Source organism: Bernardetia sp., assembly GCF_020630935.1.
Classification (GTDB): Bacteria; Bacteroidota; Bacteroidia; order Cytophagales; family Bernardetiaceae; genus Bernardetia.
Window position 1 is genome coordinate 1 of the sequence record NZ_JAHDIG010000026.1, and the last position, 21,819, is coordinate 21,819.

Sequence of the window (21,819 nt, forward strand, 5' to 3'; positions counted from 1 at the left end):
TCGATACGATTTTTTGTTTGGAGAACGGCTTTTGTGAAGCATTGGAAGTGAGAAAATAGGTCAAATGGCTTGCCTTTGACCTACTCATGCCATATTTAATAAACCGTAGTTTTATACGTTTCTTGATTCCCAACATTATCTGTTACGGTCAAGACAAATTCGCCTTTTAGGTTTTCCATTGTATCTGACATTTCAGAAGTTAGAGAAGCTCGTTTTTTATCATAGTTCATTAAGAGCCATTTTCCATTGATAGTGGCTCGGAAAGAATCTATACCAGAACGACTGTCAGAAATTTTACAAATAATTTGTTGATTGTTTTTCTTGGTTACTCTAATATTTGGTTTTTCTGTGTCTTCTACTAAACGAAATGTTCCCAAATTACGAGTCTTGAACTCAAAAATATCGCCTTTCCATGTTCCACCTACAAAGCTCAAACTATTTCCATAAACAGCATAAGCACGCACTTTAGATTTATTTTGAATAGAAGAAACATTTTCTGGCTTTAGCTTAATAGTAACATATTTTTGTAGAGCTAAATCGGAATGACCAATTAGAAAATCTTCTGTTTTGAGATAATTATCTTTTGTTTTGAAGGCTAGGTACGTAGTGTCGTACAATGCACCATTGGGAAAATAAATATCAAAATCAGAATGATAGAATGAAAAACCAGTTTTTGATGGAATTTGCGCCTCTATATTCGGATAAATAGTTGTTCCGTTAGGTAAGATGAGCGAATCAGGTAAGCCTGTTCTTAAATCCCAAAAAAATGTTCCTGTACTTCCCACCTCAAACTGTGGTTGTAGTTTATACGACAAATAATCTACACAAACTTCTGCTTCTTGGTTTTTCTCTGATGTAATAGCATTAAAAATCATGTAGTTATTTTGAATCTCATATTCATTGAGTTTTACAGGGTAATTTTTAGTTACTTTTTGATTTTTATCTCCTACAATTTCAAATTCTGTATTGGATTCATTTCCATACGCATCTGTCATTCGAATTCTGACTTTATATGTCTTTCCATCTTCTATAAATATTTTTCCTTTATTTTTTGATGCTGCATAAAAATGGAGGTTATTTGCACCATCTGGAACATAACATCTTCTATATCGTTTTCTTGTTTTGGCATAATATTCATAATTGATATAATTGTTCATGTGGCGTTGATTGGCAAATGAAATTCTGTCAAAATGTGCTTTAAAAGTCTGCTTTTCATTGACAAAGACTTCTATCTCATCCATTCCATAGCTAAAATATACACCATCAGCTTTGTCTTTTGCATCTATCTCTAATCCTATCAGACCATACGCCTTAATTTTAGGAATACGAAGAGCGTATTTGTCCTTTCCTCTTGAAGTTGCACCAACAATTTCTCTATTGTGTTCTCCTTGTATCAATGTGTTTTTTTCTAAAGGAATAAAAGCAACTCTATCCATAATGGGAGCAATATTATCTTTTATTTCATCAAAGCCATAATCTAAAGGGTTCAAAGCTCGCTCACTGGCATCACGAATTTCAAAATGTACATGAGGTCCACCAGAAGAACCACTATTTCCAGATAGAGCTACTATCTCGCCTTTCTTTACAGGAAACTGCTTTGGAGAGAGGTACAAATCTACAGCAAAACTTTCTCTTTGATATTGAATTTTTCGTACATAAGCAGCTATCTTATCATTAAACTTACTCAAATGTCCATAAAGGGTAGTTGTGCCATTTTTGTGTTTGATATAAATTGCATTTCCATAGCCAGTAGCTTTTACTTTCACACGAGCTACATACCCATCGGCAGCAGCATGAACAGGCAGACCAATTTGGTTATTGGTTCGTACATCAATTCCCATGTGGAAATGATTGGAACGAAGCTCTGCCATTCCTCCAGAAAGAGAATTGGTTTGATTGGGATTGATGGGATACATATATTCTCCTCGTTTTTGAGCAAAGCTAGACAGAGAGGTCAAAAAGTAGAAGCTAAAAACAAATAGTAAATAAATAGATTTCAAATTGAAATGATTATTTTAAGGTAAAAAAATGAGGAACTAAAGCGTAAAATAAGTAAATATAAATTTTTATATCAACTGACGAATAGGCTTTATGTTGCGTTTCGAAAAAAAATAGCCAATCTAATTAAAGATTGGCTATTTTTTTATTAAAGCCAAAAAGGTATAGCTTTTAAGAAATACGAACACCGATTACAGCAATATCATCTCTTTGAGCTTCTTCTCCTTTGTGTGCATCAAATTTTTGCTTGATAATACTTCCTTGTTCTTTCATAGGCAGAGGAGCAATATCGTGCATTAGTTTCTTTAAGTGATGAGAACCAAATTTTATATCCTTTGCATTATTTTGGTCTGCATATCCATCACTACATAAGTAGAAACAATCGCCTTTTTCCATAATAATTTCATTAACTTCAAAAGGCTTACGTTCCTTTTTAGAATATCCTCCAATACTTTGGCGTGTACCTCTAATTTCTTCTATTTCTTGAGTTGTCTTTTTATAATGGTAAAGTGGACGTTTTGCACCAGAGAAAAGTACTTTACAGTTTCCATCAGGCAAATATTCCAAAACACATAAGCCTACATCCATACCGTCATCGTTGGTACTATTAGCTTGTTTCAGAGCTTTTTGAATGGTAAGATGAAGCTCTGCCAAAATTTCATCTGGAGCTTCTAATTCATTTCTATCAACAAGTGCATCTAAGGCAGCCGAGCCAATCATAGACATAAATGCTCCTGGTACGCCGTGTCCTGTACAATCTGCTACAGCAAGATAAATCTTTCCTTTAAGGTCTGTGAGCCAGTAAAAATCACCACTTACAATATCTTTTGGACGATAAAAAGTGAAATATTCTTTCAAGTGAACATCCATTCTCTCCTCAAAAGGCAAAATAGCATCTTGAATAGTTTGGGCATAACGCAAACTGTCTGTAATACTTCTATTGGCATCCTCAATGATTTTGTTTTGTTTCTTAACGGTTTCTACCGTAGAATATAATTCTTCATTAGTAGAGTTGAGTTCCTCATTGGTAGCTTTTATCTCCTCATTGATAGACTCAATTTCTGCCGAACGCTGCTCAATCGTACTTTTTTGCTCTTGCACTGTCTCTAGCATCGCATTGAGTTCTTCATTAGTAGAGTTGAGTTCTTCGTTAGAAACTCGTAGCTCTTCTGTTGCTTCTTTTACTTTTGCTTCTAAGACAATGTTTTGTTCTTTTACAAGTTTTTCGTTTTCTTTTGTTTTTTCTAGTGCTTCTTTTTGAGCTACTTCTCTTTCTCGTTTATAAACGTTGATTCTATCTGCTAGAGCGAATGAGAGTAAGACCACCTCTAATGCAGAGCCAAATAGTGTTGCATTTTTTGTGAAAGGAGTAGTTGGAATTGCACCCATAACCTGTAACATAAATACTATTATGCCAATGAGAAATACAAACCAAGCCAGTGTAAAGAAACGAGCTATTTTAATGCCTTTGAAATAGCTATAAAAACCTATAAATAAAACATAAAAAGATAGTAATAAGGATAGAAGTTGAGCTAGAGGGGCTGCAATGGAGTATAAGCCTACCAAATTTATAACTATAATAATTCCAAATATGCTCATAAGTACAACAGAAGCAATATAATTCTTTTTGAAGTTCTTTTTTGTACTTAAAAAACTATTAGCGAACAGTAGTATAAAAATACTTGTAATACAGACTAATGTAGGTACGTAATAATTTATAATAGGAGTTTTTGCCCAAAGAAACTCAAACGAATAGCCAGTAAAGTTCCCATATACTATTACTATAAAGAAGATGTATGAAATATAGAATAAATAGGTTTTGTCTTTTGTTGATATAAATACAAAGAAATTGTAAAGGAACATTACAATAAGAAAACCAAAATATATTCCATAAGCAACATCTGAAACGTGGTTTTTTTCTGCAAGTTTTTTATATGTAACTACCTTCATAGGCAGTTCAACAGGATATTCACTATTGATTTTGAAATATACAGTTTTTACTTGATTACCATTCTCAAAGTCAAGGGGAATAACAAAGTTATTGAGACTAATGGGACGAACAGAAAATATGTATTTAGCACCAAGCTCCAATTTCCCATAGTTTCCATTCGAAGTAGGATAAAAGAAAGTTAAGCTATCTAATAACGGATTGGCAAGTTCGAATAATAACTTATCTTTATTACTTTTATTCTCAATAGTGAATTTCCCCCAAATAGTAGAAGTCGTATTGGCAAAGTTAGGAATATCTTGCTCTACTTTCTTGAATAGTGTATCTGGTTGTGCCAAAATACTTTCTAATGTGTAAGAATGGTTTACATCTTCAAAGAAAGTTACTTTATTTCCATCTAATTCTAACAATTCATCATCATTAGAAAAAGTAACTATATCTTGTGAATAAGAAAGATTAGAAATAAAATAAATGAATAATATTAAGCAGTATTTGAATTTCATGGGTTTTTTTATAAATGTCTATAATTACAATATATATCTATTTTTGGATAAAATATTATTTGGATCTATAGTATTTTTTAGTTGTCGAAGAAAAGTAAGATTTTCTAGTTTCATATAGTTTATTAATTCCATAGATTGTATACCTAGCCTATAAGGAACATAGCCATGTGCAATAAATGCTTCCATGATTTTGTCATGGCATTCTCTAGCCATAGCTTCTTCACTTTCTTGTTCTCTATCATAACAAATAGCTCCTGTTATGTCTATAGCTCTTTCAGAAACAAACAAAAAACCTACATTTGGTTCTAGTTTGTAGTCAGAACTAATGGTTTCTACAATATCTATAGCTTTCTGTACATCTTCTTTTCTATTAGGAATAATAGGACAGTACCACAAAACTCCACACTTATCTTTATGAACATTTGTTTTTTTATCTATTTGAGGTTTTCGCCAATAACACATACTAAGTGGTTGGTCAGAAACATATCCTCTAAGAACAGACTTGTCATAGAAAAAACTAATCTTTTCTTTTTCCTCTTCTGTTTGAGCTAATTCAATACTTTGTTCGTCGTAAAATACTAAATTTTTGGTCAGACTTCCAATATATTTTTTAATTATTTTTTTATCGGCTTTAGCATGTAACTTACTTGGTGAATAAATTCCCCCAAATCCTATCCATTTATTTTCAACACCTAGCGATTCTCTAAGTTCTTTTCTTTTTTCCTCTGACCATTCTGTATTTTTTTCTTTTTGTTGGTTAAAGGCTATCAGCCTAGTATCACTAAAGATTCTCAAAGAGGCTTGTAGTCCTTTTAATTGTAAATCTTTCCAAAGTTCTGAAACTCTACCACACTCTTCATCAGTTTCTACCTCAAAATAAAATGTTTGAAAAAAGTCAGTTTTGGGTCTGAGCCAAAAAGTTAATTTAGTAATAATACCCAAGTTTGATTGCGTAAACAAACCGTCAAGACTAGCTCCTACTCCTCCTTTTGCTAGTGGAGATATTTTATTATCTTCTCCATAAGCATTGTACCCTGTTTTTATAATTTCTCCAGTAGGTAGCATGACTTCAAAACCACAGACATTACTAAATCTGTCTGCGTACATTCCCATTCCATGTCCCCTTTCTGCTGTATTTCCTACTATACTTGCCTTAGATGAAGAGCCTATACTATCCATCATAAGGCTGCTTTTTTCCTTTTCCAAAAAATCAAACACTTGTTCAAAACTTACTCCTGCTTCTACAGATATATATGCCATTCGTTCACTAAAATCAATAATTTTATTCATTTTAGATAAATCTATCAAAGCACTATTCTCTTTTGGAGGTAGCGAAGAACCCAAACCAATATTATACCCTCTACTTACAACGTGAATTGGGACTTTATAGAAATTAGCATATTTTAAGCACTTAGCTAATTCTGATGTAGAAGTAGGAAATAACATCACCTCTACTTTTGTATCAAAATCAAAAGTGGCTGTACGAAGTGGCTTTTGACCTGTTTCTCTAACATTCTCATTTCCCAGTATTTTTTTACACTGGTCTATAAATTCCTGCATCATAAATAGATTTACTGATTTAAAAAAAAACCTTATGTAATTTTGTATTACATAAGGCTAATATAAAAAACATAAAAGTAAAATACTACATAAGTCTCAAGTCATAGCTAAGTTTTGTTACTCTTCCTTTTATTTCTTCATTAATACTTTGTGTGGGATGGTTTCTAAGCCAAAAAGTTAAATCTCTTTCCTTCTCAGACATAGATGGTAAATTTACAGTATCTAATAATTCTACAAGAGTTGACTTATAACATTCATTATCAGTATTAGGTTTAGGAGGGTAGTTGTATGTACCATGGTCTCCTAACCCATCTTGATCTACAATTGTATATCCTAGTGCTTGAGTCATTGGAAGAGTACATTCATGAGGTAAACTCACAAGATGATATATTCTAAGCTTGCTAGATATAGCAATAGCTGCTCTCATTAAATTTTTAGGTAGTTTTCTTTCACTAAATTTTTTATCTACCCACAAACCACAACTTTCTGCCAAAACATTATCATATTTATGAATAATTGTTCTGAAATTGGGGCTAAATCTTTCAATAGCTTCTTCCATAGGAATATCATGAGTTGGGTCAATTACATCTAATCTCATCCCAGCACCCATTTCACCTGTTTCGATATCTTCTGCAATAAACATGTATGAGCCAGCATACTCCCACCACTTATTGCTGACTGAACCTACTCCTTTTACACCAAACTCTTCTAATACTGCCGTATGTTTTCTTTGAAATTCTTTTGCAATTTCAGGGTAGTCTATGGCGTGAAGTACACGAATGCGTATGTTCATCTTCTGAGGAATGATAGAAGTGTGCATAGGTGTTTTTATTATGTCAGTAGTTTTCTTAGGTTTTGTAGTGATTACCATTTTCGTATAAAAGTCTAAAGGGGGAAAAAATGAGTTGTGTTAGTCCTTTTGTCTTATTGAACATTGATACTGCAAAGGTAAAAAAACTTAACCTATTGTAAAACAAGGGGTTATGTAAAAAGGCGTTTTCTTAGAAGGTTAATATTTTAGTGTGCTAACTTTTAGTAAGGTTTTTGTGTTTTACTTTGTTAAAAAGCCTATTTTTTTTAGGAAAAATACAATTTTGAAGTTTGCTTCATTGAGTTTATGCCTCAAATACCTTATTTTCATAAGGTTACATTATATTTGGTTAATATTAGAAATAGCAGAAGATAGTTTTTATTTGAGGTTTTTAGCTTCTTAAAATACTATTATTTCTATTGTTTTGAGTAGCTTGGAGAATGTAGAATTTTGTATTTTGTTTTTTGTAAAATACAATAGATAATACTAAAAAAATATTCTAAATTCTTAGATGTAAAAAAAACTTCTTTGGAAGGATAGCTTTACTATTATCCTATTAATCTCTCTAATTTTGTAAATAGAGCTCTGTAAGTATTCTTTACGTAAAGTAACGATTTTAGGTTTCATTAATAAATCAAGGTCAGAGTGACAGTTTATTACAATGATGTATAAAAATACATTGGTTTTGCTCAATTGTAGGTCTTAAAGAACTTTGAAGGTTTAAATCTCTTCTTAGAAAGTGCTGTTTGCTACAATCTATCTTATCTATTTGTTTTTGAGCTGCCAAGGCAGTTTTACTAAAAGGAATATTGCGAATGTTGTATATTGCTGTCTATTATTCAATGAGCAATTAAGATACACAATGAAATACCTACTCACAGCAATTTTATTTTTAATAATTCTTCCAACTACTTTTTCTCAAAATCCTGATAAAGCAACTACCAACAGAATCAATTCTTATTTAGACAGCATTAGAAAGGACGAAGCAAGATTGAGACAATTTCTTTCTAAAATGCCCAAGGGAGCAGATCTACACCATCATTATAGTGGTTCTGTATATGCCGAAACGTATTTAGAATATGTAGAGAAGAATAATTTATGGATAAATAAAAATTCCTTTGCTATTTCTGATAAGCAAGTGCCTAGAGGAGAAAGAAGTGAATGGTCTAGGGTAAGTTCTCTTAAAACAGACGGATATTGGTCAGATATAAAAGTCAAGATAATAGGGTCTTGGTCGAAGCTCTATTTTGATTATGTTTCATGTCCTAACGATGAACATTTTTTTTCGACCTTCGATAAATTCAGCATTCCAGAAACTGCTACCTTCAATGAAGGACTACAAGAAATAAAACAAAGAGCTATTTCTGAAAATGTGAGCTACATTGAAACAATGCTTACCAGTACAGGATTTTTTGAGGCTTTTCAGAAAGATGAAATATTTAACAACCAGCTTTTAAAACTACAAGAAACAAAAGATAAATCTATTCAAACAAAATTTGCCGAACTGTATAAATACTACACTAAAGAAAACAACGGTATTTTCAAATCAAAAGTAGAAGAACACAACAATCTCATTCAAAGGCTTCACATCAACAATAAAATAGACGATGAAAATTTTACCATGCGTTATCAAAACTATTTTATTCGTGTGCTTGACCCAGCAACTACATTCAAATCATTCTTAATTTCGTTTCACTCTGCCAGTACGTCGGACTTAATAGTGGGTGTAAATATTGTCGCACCAGAAAACAATACCATTTCGATGAGAGATTATTGGTTACACATGCAGATGTTTAGGTTTTTCAAATCGGTTTATCCAAACGTCAGAACAGCAATGCACGCAGGAGAACTTACTCTTGGCTTGGTAAAACCAGAAGATTTGACTTTCCACATCAACGAAGCTGTATTTATTGCAGATGCAGAGCGTATCGGACACGGTGTAGATATTGCTTATGAAAAAGATTCGGATAAACTTTTGAAGCACATGGCAGAAAATAAGATTCCGATAGAAATTAGTTTTTCTAGCAATGATTTTATTTTGGGAATACGTGGAAACAGACATCCTATTTTGCTTTACAAATCTTATGGTGTTCCGATAGTAATTTCGACAGACGATGCAGGAGTTTTGAGAACTGATTTGACAGAGCAGTTTTTGATTCTGATAAGAGACTATCCTTCTATAAGCTACCAAGACATAAAAACAATGATTTTTAATAGCATTGAATATTCGTTTTTGGAAAAATCAGAAAAAGAAAAATTAACTAAAGATTTAGAAAAGCGATTTTTGGAGTTTGAGGACGAGTTTTGAGTGGATTCTTTACGTTTCAAGAACTAATACAGCTTGAAATAGGTTGAAAAAAATTGTACATCAATCACTAAAAAAAATTATGAAATTATACACAGAAAAATTAGTAAGAGGAGAGTTTAGTAATGTTAGCTTTTATGCAGGTATTGAGGCTTTTTACAGTATGGGCTTTGAGATAATAGAAGTAGAAAACATCGAAAGCCTAGTTATAGATGAAGATAATGTATTCTTTGGAAGTATAGATTTTGTTCAGAGTGGACTAAAGAAAATGAATATCCAAGTACCTGAACATATCGATTATCCAGAGAGTTTGAATAAATATTATGGAAGAAAAATTAGTGAATCAACGATAAACACCATTGCTAACAATCCAGATTCTTGGAATGTTTTTGTAAAACCTAAAGGGCATCTCAAAAAGTTTACAGGCAGACATATAAAAACTACCTTTGACCTTATTGGTTGTGGAGACAGAGAAAATGATGTTCCTGTTTGGGTCTCAGAACCTGTTGAGTTTGTCAGTGAATGGAGGGTTTTTGTAAGATACAATCAAGTTCTTGGGGTAAGACCCTATAAAGGCGATTGGAGAGGACAATACAATTACAAAATCATAGAAGAAGCTATTAGTTCGTATCAAAATGCACCAGCAGGATATGCCATAGATTTTGGGCTTACAAAAGAAGGTAAATTCCTAGTAGTGGAAGTTAATGAAGGATATTCCATTGGTAACTATGGCTTGTTTTATACTGATTATGCAAAGCTACTATCTGCTCGTTGGGCAGAAATGACAAATCAAGTGGATTTATGTAATTTCTAATAAAAAATCAAAGTCGTACCTTTGAACTACTCACAAAACAAATATTTTAATACCATGACAGAAGTTATGAACAACACTAGAACCATCGATTATATCAAAAATGTGTTAGAGAATATGCCAAGCGATTGGATAAGACTAACTACACACCGATTAGATATTTATAATGAATCACTCGCCAAAACTCAATTTTTAGAGCAGTTTGAAACACTTTTTGAAAATAACAACTTTGAAAAATCGGCTTTGAATATTTTACCAACAGCTTACGACTATATTCGCTTAGGGCATCCACTTTCATCAGTTTTGGAATGGACACTTGCCAAGCTGAACAATTTAGAATCTAAAAGTGTCATCAGTTTTTCTTCTAAGGTTACGCCTATTTTGGCTGTGTTGAGGAAAAATTTATTTGAAAATAAAAAGACACGAATTATCTATACAGATAAGTTACCAGCTTCTTTTGACGAGAAAGCAATAAGAGAAGTTTATGGTTATAATTTTGAAGTACAGAAAGCTACAAGCATAACAGAAATACAAAATGTTGATGGAAGTACAGTATTAGTTTCAGACCAAAGTAATATCAAAGCCATCACTCTAACCTCAAATATTGACTTCTATATTTCACTTCATGGAGATTTGGGAAGTATTATTTTCATAAATGAAGGCAACGAAAATTATATTTCAGAAATACAACACGTCAGAAGAAGAGAAACTATTGCCATGACACCAGCAGATTGTTACACAGTTTTACAATCTTTAGTAGGTAATGATTCTTTTGAGCCAAAGAAAATAGACAGACAAAAAAGCAAAATAGCCGTTTTAGAAAACATTAAAGAAATTACGAAAGCAGATGCAAAGGCAATTATCGGCTCTAGTGGACTTTCTGTGCAGTATGCCATTATGATGGGGCTTGTAGATGAAGCTCTACAAAATCATAAAGGAAAAGATATTAAATTTATTGTCCCTCCAAACTGTTACGGAGGTACAAACGACCAAGCAAGGCGTGTGGCTACATGCTTGGAAAATGTAGAAGTGATGGATTTGCCTGTCGATAGGGAGAATGACATGGTCAGCAGTACGAATTTCGTTTTGGATAAAGTAGCAGAATTAGATGCTGTTCCCTACATCATTGTAGAAATTCCGACCAATCCAAGAGTCGAAGTTCCAAACCTTGAAAAACTCAAAGAAGCCTTAACCAAAGAGCGTAAAACACCTCATGGAGAGTTAGCTATTGAGCCTGTTTTTATTTTAGACCAAACGTTTTGTCCTAATTTCAACTTTTTAGGAGAAAATCAAATTCTTTCAGATGTAAAAGTTATCTCTTATGTAAGTGGTTCGAAGTTTCCAAGTGGAGGAAAAGTTACGGCAGGTTATGCAACGGCAAACAAAAAAGCTGCTTACTTGATGGAAAACCTTGAAAAACATATTATTCTTTGTGATAATGAAGCCACAGATTTACAATTAGATATTTTGTCAGAACAGCTTCCTTCTATGAATCAGCGCATTACAGAAGCCTACAAAAATACTCGTGAGTTTGTAAATTTCATTGAAGAAAAATTACCTACTGCAAAAATTAATTTTGTTTCAGAAGAGTTGGCAGAACAAGGTTTTACGCCTTCGGTTTTTTCATTAGACTTGCCAACAAAAGGCGACACAGCCGAAGAAAGAGAAGCCTATAAAAGAAAGCTCAATGACAAACTCATCACAATGATGATTAAAGATATTCCACAAGAGAGTAAATACTGTGTGAGTTATGGACAGCTCAAAGGCGTTTATTGGACAATCCCTGCTACTTCTACACAAGGCACAACCAAAGAATCAGATAAAGACTACATTGCTCGTGTATCACTTTCAGCCAATATGGATTTAGAAAAGCATAAGGAAGTGTTTTCAGATTTTGTAGAGCAGATTTAGATAAAGAAGTTGTTTAAGAATAGAAAAAAAGAGTCTTAATTTAAGTGCAGAGTGGGTTCTACTCATTGTTTCTCGTTCAAGCATTCTGCTTGGACACATTTTTTCGTCAGCATATGCTGACAAAACGATAAACAAAAGATGGAATCTTGCACTAGAAAAACATTCTTAAATAACTTTAAATACAAACCACATAGGCACATAGAAAAAATTATGTGCCTATGTGGTTTTTTGTTGTAAGATTAATATCCAAACAAAGTTTGTAGTCTTATATCTTTTCCCTGTTCTGTGACTCACAGAACAACAAATATTTATTGATGTACAGTATTCTATAACAAAATAAACTTTTACAGTCTTATATCTTCACAACAATTTTTAGCGTTCCATTTCTACCTAATTGTCGGTGCATTGTTCCATAATATCCTCCTGTTGCTCCTCTGATGCCAGCATCAAAATAAGTTGTGTTGAAAATATTATTTACTGACAAAACAAAACTTACTCTGTCATCAATAAAACTTTTGGTAGAGAGAGCAGTATTAAAAATTGTATAACTAGGCACAGATTCTAAAGGGTTGGAATCGTTAGTTGTGCGCTCGCCTACCCAGTTAGCCACACCATACAAACTAATCAGATTGCCAAAAGTAGCTTGAAAACCCAAATTCCCTTTTGCTTTGGCAATATTCGGAACAGTTGGGGTTTCATCTCCATTTTTTTGCTGTGGATTTTGTAGGGTTAAGTTGCCGAATAATAATGTATTAGAGGAAATAGTATATTGTATCTTAGTCTCTAAGCCTACCACTTGTGCAGTTCCTTGATTTCGATTCTGAAAATTAGGATTTCCATCTCCATCAATGTCTCCAATATTTACATTGGAAACAATAATATCTGAATAAGCATTATAAAAACCATTTGTTTCTATGGAAAGTCCTTCAAGAGGAGTAAGAATAAAATTAGCTTCAAAAGAACGGACTTTTTCAGGTAGTAAGTCTGGATTTTGGATTCTTGAAGCTGCTTGAGAGAAAAGTTCAAAGTTGTTTGGAGGACGGTAAGCACTTCCTGCCATTAGCTTGATAGTGAGAAAATCATTTGGATTGGAAACAACTGCTAATCTTGGGTTTACAGTAGTTCCATATACGTTATTTTGGTCATAACGAACACCCAGAACAAAATCAGTAGCATTGAGAAGGCTAGTATTGATAACATACTGTCCATAAGCTGCAAAATTTTGATAGATAACGCTTTCTCTCAAACTTTTATCTTTTAAAATAGTACGATAAAAGCTATTGTATGAATTATAAAAACGAGGAACACTTTCATAACCACGATAACCTTTTTCTACATCACTATATTCATAAACAAGTCCGAAAATAAGACTTTGATTTGCATTGATATTGTAATCTAGTTGAGCTTCTGTACCAATAAGATAAGAATTGTGTGAGTAAGGCGTACGCTCATAAGCCGAATCAGCAGCAGAATAATAATAGTCATAACTTGTCTCTGCAATGCCTGTTTGGCGATAGTATGCTTTTCCTAAAACAAATATTTTTTCAGAAAAATCTTTTCTATACGTAGTGGATAATGTATTGGTAACCGAACGCCAAACACCTGCTCTTTCACCAGCTACATTGATAGGTGCAGAACCACTTCCTGCTACTGTTCCTTCACTGTCTTGATAGCCATACAAAGGCAGTTGATAGTATTCTACTGGCGAATTGGAAAATTGTCCTTGCCCCATAGGTCTATCAAATCTACTAAAACCTATGTTTAAGTTTTTCCAATTTATTCTACCAACTATTGAATATGCGTTATCTACAAAACTAGCATTGTAGGCTGGGTGGCGTTCTTCAAAAACGGGACCTTCTGAGTTGAATAATGAACCCGAAATTATCACATCCAAACTATCTTTTTGAAACCCTGCTAATACTTTATTAAATTGAGTTTGAAATGCTCCATACCCTCCTTGATATTCTAGCCCTTCTACATCTCTTCCTTTTTTAGTAATAAGGTTAATGATTCCATTGAAAGCATTTGCTCCATAGAGAGCCGAACCACTGCCCCAAATAATTTCTATACGTTCGATAGCGTGCAAACTATACTGAGAACCTCCCAACACATTTCCTTCCAAAATATTATTTTCTACAATTCCGTCTATCATCAAAAGAGTACGCTTATTTTCGTCTCCATAAAGTCCTCGTTGCGCCCAAATATTAGGAAAAACACCGTGTACACGAGTGAGGTCAAATCCAGGAATATCTCTAAAAATATCATCTAAAGACTCATATCCTCTTTCTCTTATTTGTTCGGCTGTAATAACCATAATGGTGGCAGGAGCTTTACGAATGCTTTGGCTACGCTTTGTGGCTGTAATTACTTTTATTTCAGTGGTTTTCTCGCTTTCTAGTTCATCAAGAGCAAATTTATAACGTCCTTCATCATCTATTTGAGCAAATAAAGCATTACACTCAAATAATGAAATACCTAAAAATAGAGAAGAAGATAAAAGTGTCAGTAGTATATTTCTTTTCATATTCAATGAGGGAAGAGTAAGTAGTATTTTGTTGTTAGTTGTCTGACTATTAACAAAATACTAAATTATACTTTAATTAAAAAGTAAATAGCTGAATTTTGATAGAGAAATTATTGATTATTTTATGTTCTTTTTAGTAAATTTTCCTTCAATTTTTTAGAATGAAAAAACATAAATCAGTAACTATGAAAATTTTGGAAACTCAAAGATTACTTATTGAAGAAGTAACTCTACACGATGCTTCTTTCTTTTTTAATTTAATGAATAGCCCAAATTGGTTAGAGCATATTGGAGATAGAAATATTAACTCTTTGGCAGATGCTGAAAAACACATACAAGACAACATTTTGACAAGCTATGTAAAAAATGGATTTGGATTCTATAAAATGTCGATAAAATCCAATGAAGAACCTATTGGAGCTATTGGTTTTTTTAAAAGAGAGCATTTAGCTTTTCCAGATATTGGCTATGCCATTTTGCCACAGTATGAAAGTAAAGGTTATATAAGTGAAGCTGCTAAAGCTATGATGGATTATGGAAAACAAAAACTGGAGCTAAAAACTATCTTTGCTTTTACCACAAAAAAAAATTTGGTTTCTCAAAAGGTATTATCAAAAATAGGTTTACATCTTACAGAAACTAAAATGGAAGATGGAGAAGAAATTTTGTATTACTCTACCTAAAAAATGTAGCTCAAAAGTGGGCAAAAATAGCTTTTTTAGTCTCTAATAAAGCCTCATTGTAAATTCAGTGTGAATTGTGTGTTACGTAACTCAATGTTAATATTGAAGCAATTTCATAGTAAAGATAAGGTTGTTGCTTTGCAGCAAGTTTAATCAAGAGCAAATAAAAAACCTTCCGAACAAAATCAAAACTCTATTTATATTTTGTTCTAAAATGCTCAAAATCAATTCACTAAGATTAATTATAATCAAAATGAAATTACAAAATTTCTTTCAATTAGCATTTTTTGCTTTAGCCATCTTATTTTTTACTGGCTGTAACGATGATGAAGAAACACCAGACACACCAGCTCCAGTAGCAGGTTTTACTTTTAGTCCTGCAAGTCCAGAGGCTGGTCAGACTATCACTTTTACAAATACAAGTACAAATGCATCAACATTTGCTTGGTCTTCTAATCAAGGAGGTTTTAGTTCATCTGAGCAGAACCCTACATTTGCATTTGCAGAAGCTGGTAGCTACACTGTTACACTTACAGCAACTGGCGAAGGTGGCTCAGACACAGATACACAAACTATCACAGTAGTAGATGGTGGTGGAACAGTTACTCCTACTTACCCTGCTAACTATACAGAAAGTACAGATGCAGCAACAGGAAGAGCTTCTCTTAGAATTGCTTCAGATGCAAGTGGTATTGGACAAGACAATATTACTTGGACAAAAGATAAAGTTTGGGTACTTGAAGGATTTGTTTTTGTAAATGAAGGTCAAACACTTACTATTGAAGCAGGTACAGTAATCAAAGGACAAGAAGGACAAGGCGAAAATGCTTCTGCTCTTATTGTTGCTCGTGGTGGTAAAGTTATAGCAGAAGGAACTCCAAATGAGCCTATTATTTTTACAGCAGAAGAAGATAACCTAAACGGAAACTTGGGTGCTGACGAGAGTGGAAAATGGGGTGGTCTTATCATTTTAGGTAAGGCAGGACTTAACTCTACTCCAGGAGAATCTGCTATTGAAGGTATTCCAACTACTGAATCTCGTGGCTTATACGGAGGTTCTGACGATGCTGACAACTCAGGTGTGTTCCGTTATATTTCAGTTCGTCATGGTGGTTCTGATATTGGTGCAGGAAATGAAATCAACGGTGTTACTTTTGGTGGTGTAGGTACTGGTACTACAGTAGAATACATTGAGGTTTATGCAAACAAAGACGATGCTTTTGAATGGTTTGGTGGAACAGTAAATTCAAAATATTTGATAGCTACTGCTGCTGGTGATGATAATTTTGATTATGACGAAGGTTTCCGTGGAAACGTACAATTTGGTCTTATCTATCAGCGTCCAGATCTCGGCGACCGTGGTGGTGAGCATGACGGTGGTACAGACCCAGAAACAGGAACTCCTTATGCTACTCCAAAATTCTTCAATATCACTTCTGTTGGTGCATCTGATGATGGTAACCGTGCGCTTACTTTCCGTGATAATGCAGGTGGAGAGTACCACAATAGTGTTTTTGTAAGCTATGAAAGTGCTGTAGATATTGAATTTTTAGCAAGTGGTGAGAGCAGCTACCGTCGTTTCCAAGCTGGGGATTTGAAGTTAATGAATAATACATTCTCAGAAATTGCAGCAAATGCAGATTCTTTATTTACTATTGCAGTAGTATCTGGAAAAGAACCTGCTCAAGCAGATTTAGATGCAGCTATAGCAGATGTAGTAGCTTATTTCCCTGCAAATGGAAATACAGTAGGTTCTATTGGAGTTACTCGTAGTAATCTTGTTCCAAATGCGAATGGTGGTAGTGTATCTGCACCAGCTAATTCATTCTTTACAGCAACTGATTATAGAGGTGCTTTTGCAGTAGGCTCTACACCTTGGTATGTAGGCTGGACTGCAACAGAATCATTCATTCAATAAGAAAATAATAGCGTTTTTCTAATCGCTTAAAAATATAAAAGCAGCTACAACATTGAGTAGCTGCTTTTCTCTTACCTCATTTTGTATTTTATCTAATCAATCATAATAATATCTTCTTTTGAGCAAAATAGCTTGAGTGAACAACAAATAAGTAATGAAAACAAATTTATTAACCCTACTTGCAAGTTTATTTCTTGTATTTTCTACATTTTCCTACTCTTCTGCACAATCTACTAAAGGAACAGTTAGGGGAACAATAAAAGACCTTACCAATGGAGAAGAACTCATTGGAGCAACAGCAGTAATTGTCGGCACAACTACAGGTGCAGCAGCCGATTTAGACGGAAAATATTCTCTTTCCCTAGAAGCTGGAACTTACGATATTCAATTTTCTTTCGTTTCCTATCAATCAAAAACAATTACTGGTGTAGAAGTAAAAGCTGGAGAAGTAACAGTTCTTGATGTAGCCTTAGGAGAAGATAACGAAATTTTAGATGCTGTAGTAGTTGAAGCAAAAGCAGAAACAGCATCAACAACAGCTGTTTTGGCAGCACAGAAAAATTCTGGTGTAGTACAAGACGGATTAGCTTCAGAGCAAATTTCACGTTCTGGAGACAGAGATGCAGCAGCAGCCATTACAAGAGTAACAGGCGTTTCAGTAGAAGGTGGAAAATATGTATATGTACGTGGATTAGGAGACCGTTATAGCAAAACAACCCTCAACGGAGCAAACCTTCCAAGCCTTGACCCAAATAGAAATTCTGTTCAGATGGACTTATTTCCTAGCAATCTGATTGATAATATTATTGTTTCAAAAACATTTGCGCCTAACCTTTCAGGTGAATTTGCAGGAGGTAATGTAAACCTTGTTACTAAAGATTTTCCAGACCGTTTTACTTTCCAATGGAACTCTTCTTTTGGTTTTAATGACCAAGCTAGTTTTAATGGAGATTTTTTGAGTTATGAAGGAGGAAAAACAGACTTTTTAGGCTTTGATGACGGAACTCGTGAAATTCCTGCTATTGTTGCTGATGGTCTTTCAACAGATAGAGAAGAATTAGCAGAAGAAGCTCGTTCGTTCGGAGAAGGTTTTGGCTTTGAAAATAAGTCGCCTATGATGAATCAGTTTCACTCAGTGGCATTAGGCAATCAGATTGATGTTTTGGGTCGCCCTTTTGGTTTTGTTACTTCACTTTCGTATCAAAGAAATTTCAATTACTTTAATGACGGAGTTACAGGACGTTATAATCTTCCAAGTGCTGAAAGTGCTGAATTGAACCCAGCCTTTGATTTGCGTACAGAAAAAGGAACAGAAACAGTTTTGGCAGGAGCAAACCTCAATATGGCTTATAAAATTGCTCCAACAAGCAAAATTGCTTTAAACTTAATGTATAACAGAAGTTCTGATAAAGTTGCAGACTTTAGAGAAGGACGTTGGAGTGAAGAAGTTTTTGGAGAAAATAATATCTACCAAACAAATGTACTTCAATATTTAGAGCGTTCTATTGGTTCGGCACAGCTCAAAGGAAAGCATACTTTAGGAAAAAGAAATATCGAAATTGAGTGGCTTTCTTCTATCGCTCAATCTACTCAAGATGAACCAGATTTGCGTTACTTCTCAAGAGATTATATCCAAAATGGAGATGAGCGTGTTTATAATATCAACATCGCTGCTTATCCTGCTCCTGCTCGTTACTACCGTGATATGTTAGAAACTAACTGGGACAACAAAATAGATGTTACGATTCCATTTACTACAAAAGCTGGAGATAGCAAAATTCAGCTTGGTGCTGGATATTTGAATAAAGAAAGAGATTTCAATGAAGCTCGTTATGATTATGGACGTTTGACAGGATTTAATGTGCTAGATGATTTTGAAAGAACAGGAGACCCAGATGATTTCTTAAAAGATGTTGGTTTCTTAGAAAATGGACAGCGTGGAATGACAATTTTAGATGCTACACAACTTACAAATAGCTATACAGGTTCACAGCAAGTAATTTCTGCTTATGCCATGACAGATTGGAAAATTGCAGGAAAACTTCGTTCGGTTATGGGACTTCGCTATGAAGGAACAAACATTGAAACAGTGAGTGATAATCCAGATATTGAAGTTGGAAAGGTTAATACAAATGATATTTTGCCAGCCTTAAATCTTATTTATGAAGCAACAGAAAAAATTAATGTTCGTGCTTCGTATGGCAGAACGCTTGCTCGCCCTACCTTTAGAGAGCTTGCTCCTTTTCCTAGCTTTGACTTTATCGGAGACTTCATCTTGATTGGTAATCCAAACTTAGAGCGTACACTTATTGATAATATTGACCTTCGTTTTGAGTCTTACCCTGGTTTGGGAGAGATTATCTCAGTAAGTGCTTTCTATAAGCGTTTCCAAAATCCGATTGAAAGAGCATTCAATCCACAAGCTGCTAACGGAGAAGTTCAGTTCCGTAATGTAGGTGCTGCAACTGTAATGGGAGTAGAACTTGAAGTTCGTAAGCGTCTGAATTTTACAAAAGCCTTAGAACGTTTCAGTGTAGGTTCAAATCTTAGTATTATGTCTTCAAAGGTAGATATTGACCCAAGAGAATTAGAACTTATTCGTGCAACTGACCCAGACCGTAAATCTACTCGTTCAATGTTTATGCAATCGCCGTATGTAGCCAATGCGTTTGTGTATTATGATATTGAAGAAAAAGGAATTAATGTAAGTACAACATTCAATGTGTTTGGAAAGCGTTTGGCGTATGTTACACAAGGAGGACAACCAGATGTATTTGAAGTAGCTCGTCCATCTTTAGACTTTGCTTTCAAGAAAACAACAGAAAAAGGCTGGGGCTTTACCTTCCGTGCAAGAAACCTTCTGAATCCAGAATACAAAATGGTTCAAGAATTTAAAGGACAAGAGTACACGTATGGCTCATATAAAATTGGTCGTACCTTCTCTTTAGGAATTACTTATTTGATTGACTAATTGAAAAACAGCTTCTGATTTTCATTTTTTAAAACCTAAAAACAGTTCTAGCGTTTTGTTAGAACTGTTTTTTTATTGTCTAATTCTAAGTACTTATATTTATTTGGTCTGATTTTATTGGATTTATACGAATAAAAATAATACACTAAAACTTATATAATTATGAACTTTACAAGTCATTCATCTACTGAAAAATTTAATGACTACCTTTCCGATTCACTTTCAGAAAAAGAAAAAGTTAGTTTTGAAACAAAACTAGAGCAGGATAAAGAGTTGGCACAAGCCTTTGAAAAACACAAACAGATTTTGGAAGGTATGAAAGGTGCAAGACGTGCCTACTTTCAGCTTTACAGAGATATTGAAGGCGAGCAGCCTTATTCAACTACAAATCAAAAAATTGCTCTGTGGTATGTTTGGGTAGTTGTTTTTATTGTACTAGGGTTAGCTGCTTGGGGAATTTTTGAATTATTCTCATAAACTAAATTCCGTTAAAAATAATAGAATATTCCTATTTGAAACAATACTTTTTTATCTTGTAAAAGAAACTTACTAAGATGGATTACCAACTATGAGAATAATAGATATAGACAAATGGAGTGAGATTGTAGATACTCTTTTTAGACACAAACTCCGAACCTCTCTTACAGCTTTGGGTGTAGGTTGGGGTATTTTTATGTTGGTGTTGCTCTTAGGTGCAGGCAAAGGACTTCAAAATGGAGTAGAATATAATTTCAGAGATGATGCTGTTAATAGCCTTTGGGTGTACGGTGGACAAACCTCAATAGCCTACAAGGGAATGCCTGTAGGTAGGCAAATTCAATTTCAAAATCAAGATTATGATGCTTTAGAAAATATTGATGGTGTAGAGTATAAATCAGGTAGATATTATTTGAGAGGGGAATCGATTACTAGATACAAAAACAAAAGTTCGTCCTACAATACCCGTTGTGTACACCCAGACCATAAATATCTTGAAGGTACGATAATGGACAACGGACGTTTTATCAATCAAACAGATTTAGATAAAAAAAGAAAGGTTGTTGTAATAGGAAAACTGGTAGCAAAAGAGCTTTTTGAAGAGTTTGAAACTGAACCAGCTTTTCCTGTTGGAAAGTGGATTACCATTGGAGACATTCCTTTTCAAGTAGTAGGAGTATTTTCAGATGCTGGAAACGAGCGTGAAATGCAGTATATGTACCTTCCCATCACAACAGCCCAACTAGCATTTAATGCAAATAATAAAATAAACCAGTTGATGATGACAGTAGGGAATGCTTCTGTTGAAGAGTCTAATCAGATTGCAAAAAATATTCAACAAGACTTTGCTAAACGTCATAAATTCTCTCCAGAAGATGATAGAGCTGTAAGAGTACGTAACAATGTTGAAGAGTTTGAGAAGTTTCAGATGCTTTTTCTCTTTATTCGTGGCTTTGTTTGGGTGGTAAGCCTAATGACTATTTTGGCAGGAATAATTGGTGTGAGCAATATTATGTTAATTATTGTAAAAGAAAGAACTAAAGAAATTGGAATTCGAAAGGCTTTGGGAGCAACGCCTTATTCTATTGTCAGTCTGATTGTGAGTGAAGCGATTGTGATTACTTCGGTAGCTGGTTTTTTTGGACTTACTTTAGGAGTAGGGGCGATTATGGGAATGAAAATACTTGTAGGAGACGGAGGTGGTGGCGACTCATTTTTTAGAAATCCAGAAGTAGATTTATATGTCGTTTTGGTAGCGATTGGTTTGTTAGTTATTTCAGGTGCATTAGCAGGTTTTTTTCCAGCTTATCGTGCTGCCAAGATTGCTCCCATTGTAGCTTTGAGAGCAGATTAAATTTGAATATACAAAACACTTTTAGGTAGTAGTTAAACTTTAGAA

At 34.0% G+C, this 21,819-nt stretch carries 13 protein-coding genes; 8 read left to right on the top strand and 5 right to left on the bottom strand.

What is annotated here, in order from left to right; all coding sequences use genetic code 11:
* Window positions 1–95 precede the first annotated feature (95 nt).
* From QZ659_RS09000 to QZ659_RS09015, 4 genes are all read right to left on the bottom strand, one after another.
* Window positions 96–1,958, bottom strand: coding sequence for a M23 family metallopeptidase (locus QZ659_RS09000; protein WP_291725167.1), 1,863 nt, complete (start codon window positions 1,956–1,958; stop codon window positions 96–98).
* 211 nt (window positions 1,959–2,169) lie between these two features.
* The gene (locus tag QZ659_RS09005; protein WP_291725170.1) at window positions 2,170–4,449 is read right to left on the bottom strand and encodes a 7TM diverse intracellular signaling domain-containing protein; all 2,280 of its coding nucleotides are present in this window, start codon (window positions 4,447–4,449) and stop codon (window positions 2,170–2,172) included.
* Between the two features lie 24 nt (window positions 4,450–4,473).
* Complete coding sequence (locus QZ659_RS09010; RefSeq protein ID WP_291725173.1) at window positions 4,474–6,012, bottom strand: FAD-binding oxidoreductase; 1,539 nt, start codon at window positions 6,010–6,012, stop codon at window positions 4,474–4,476.
* 82 nt (window positions 6,013–6,094) lie between these two features.
* Window positions 6,095–6,829, bottom strand: a complete 735-nt coding sequence (locus QZ659_RS09015; RefSeq protein ID WP_291725176.1) for a hypothetical protein — start codon at window positions 6,827–6,829, stop codon at window positions 6,095–6,097.
* 853 nt (window positions 6,830–7,682) lie between these two features.
* Here QZ659_RS09015 and QZ659_RS09020 point away from each other — a divergent pair.
* The 3 genes from QZ659_RS09020 (at window position 7,683) to QZ659_RS09030 (ending at window position 11,847) form a co-directional block, all read left to right on the top strand.
* Window positions 7,683–9,128 (top strand): adenosine deaminase, encoded by a 1,446-nt coding sequence (locus tag QZ659_RS09020; protein ID WP_291725179.1) that lies wholly within the window; start codon window positions 7,683–7,685, stop codon window positions 9,126–9,128.
* 79 nt (window positions 9,129–9,207) lie between these two features.
* Window positions 9,208–9,939 (top strand): ATP-grasp domain-containing protein, encoded by a 732-nt coding sequence (locus QZ659_RS09025; RefSeq protein WP_291725182.1) that lies wholly within the window; start codon window positions 9,208–9,210, stop codon window positions 9,937–9,939.
* A 66-nt stretch (window positions 9,940–10,005) separates the two neighbouring features.
* On the top strand, window positions 10,006–11,847 hold the full coding sequence (locus tag QZ659_RS09030) for a PLP-dependent transferase (protein ID WP_291725185.1): 1,842 nt from the start codon (window positions 10,006–10,008) through the stop codon (window positions 11,845–11,847).
* Window positions 11,848–12,199: 352 nt separating this feature from the next.
* On the opposite strand, the gene QZ659_RS09035 is transcribed toward QZ659_RS09030, so the two are convergent.
* A complete protein-coding gene (locus QZ659_RS09035; RefSeq protein ID WP_291725188.1) occupies window positions 12,200–14,371 on the bottom strand; it encodes a TonB-dependent receptor plug domain-containing protein in 2,172 nt (723 codons plus the stop codon).
* A 161-nt stretch (window positions 14,372–14,532) separates the two neighbouring features.
* On the opposite strand from QZ659_RS09035, the gene QZ659_RS09040 reads away from it, so the two are divergent.
* The 5 genes from QZ659_RS09040 (at window position 14,533) to QZ659_RS09060 (ending at window position 21,774) form a co-directional block, all read left to right on the top strand.
* Window positions 14,533–15,054 carry a GNAT family N-acetyltransferase gene (locus tag QZ659_RS09040; protein ID WP_291725191.1) on the top strand — a complete coding sequence of 174 codons (522 nt, stop codon included), beginning with the start codon at window positions 14,533–14,535 and terminating at the stop codon, window positions 15,052–15,054.
* 253 nt (window positions 15,055–15,307) lie between these two features.
* Window positions 15,308–16,972, top strand: a complete 1,665-nt coding sequence (locus tag QZ659_RS09045) for a PKD domain-containing protein (protein WP_291725194.1) — start codon at window positions 15,308–15,310, stop codon at window positions 16,970–16,972.
* Window positions 16,973–17,126: 154 nt separating this feature from the next.
* Entirely contained in the window at window positions 17,127–19,943 is a 2,817-nt protein-coding gene (locus QZ659_RS09050) for a TonB-dependent receptor (protein ID WP_291725197.1), read from the top strand.
* 162 nt (window positions 19,944–20,105) lie between these two features.
* Window positions 20,106–20,420 carry a hypothetical protein gene (locus QZ659_RS09055; RefSeq protein WP_291725200.1) on the top strand — a complete coding sequence of 105 codons (315 nt, stop codon included), beginning with the start codon at window positions 20,106–20,108 and terminating at the stop codon, window positions 20,418–20,420.
* A 91-nt stretch (window positions 20,421–20,511) separates the two neighbouring features.
* The gene (locus tag QZ659_RS09060; RefSeq protein ID WP_291725203.1) at window positions 20,512–21,774 is read left to right on the top strand and encodes an ABC transporter permease; all 1,263 of its coding nucleotides are present in this window, start codon (window positions 20,512–20,514) and stop codon (window positions 21,772–21,774) included.
* Window positions 21,775–21,819: the final 45 nt, after the last annotated feature.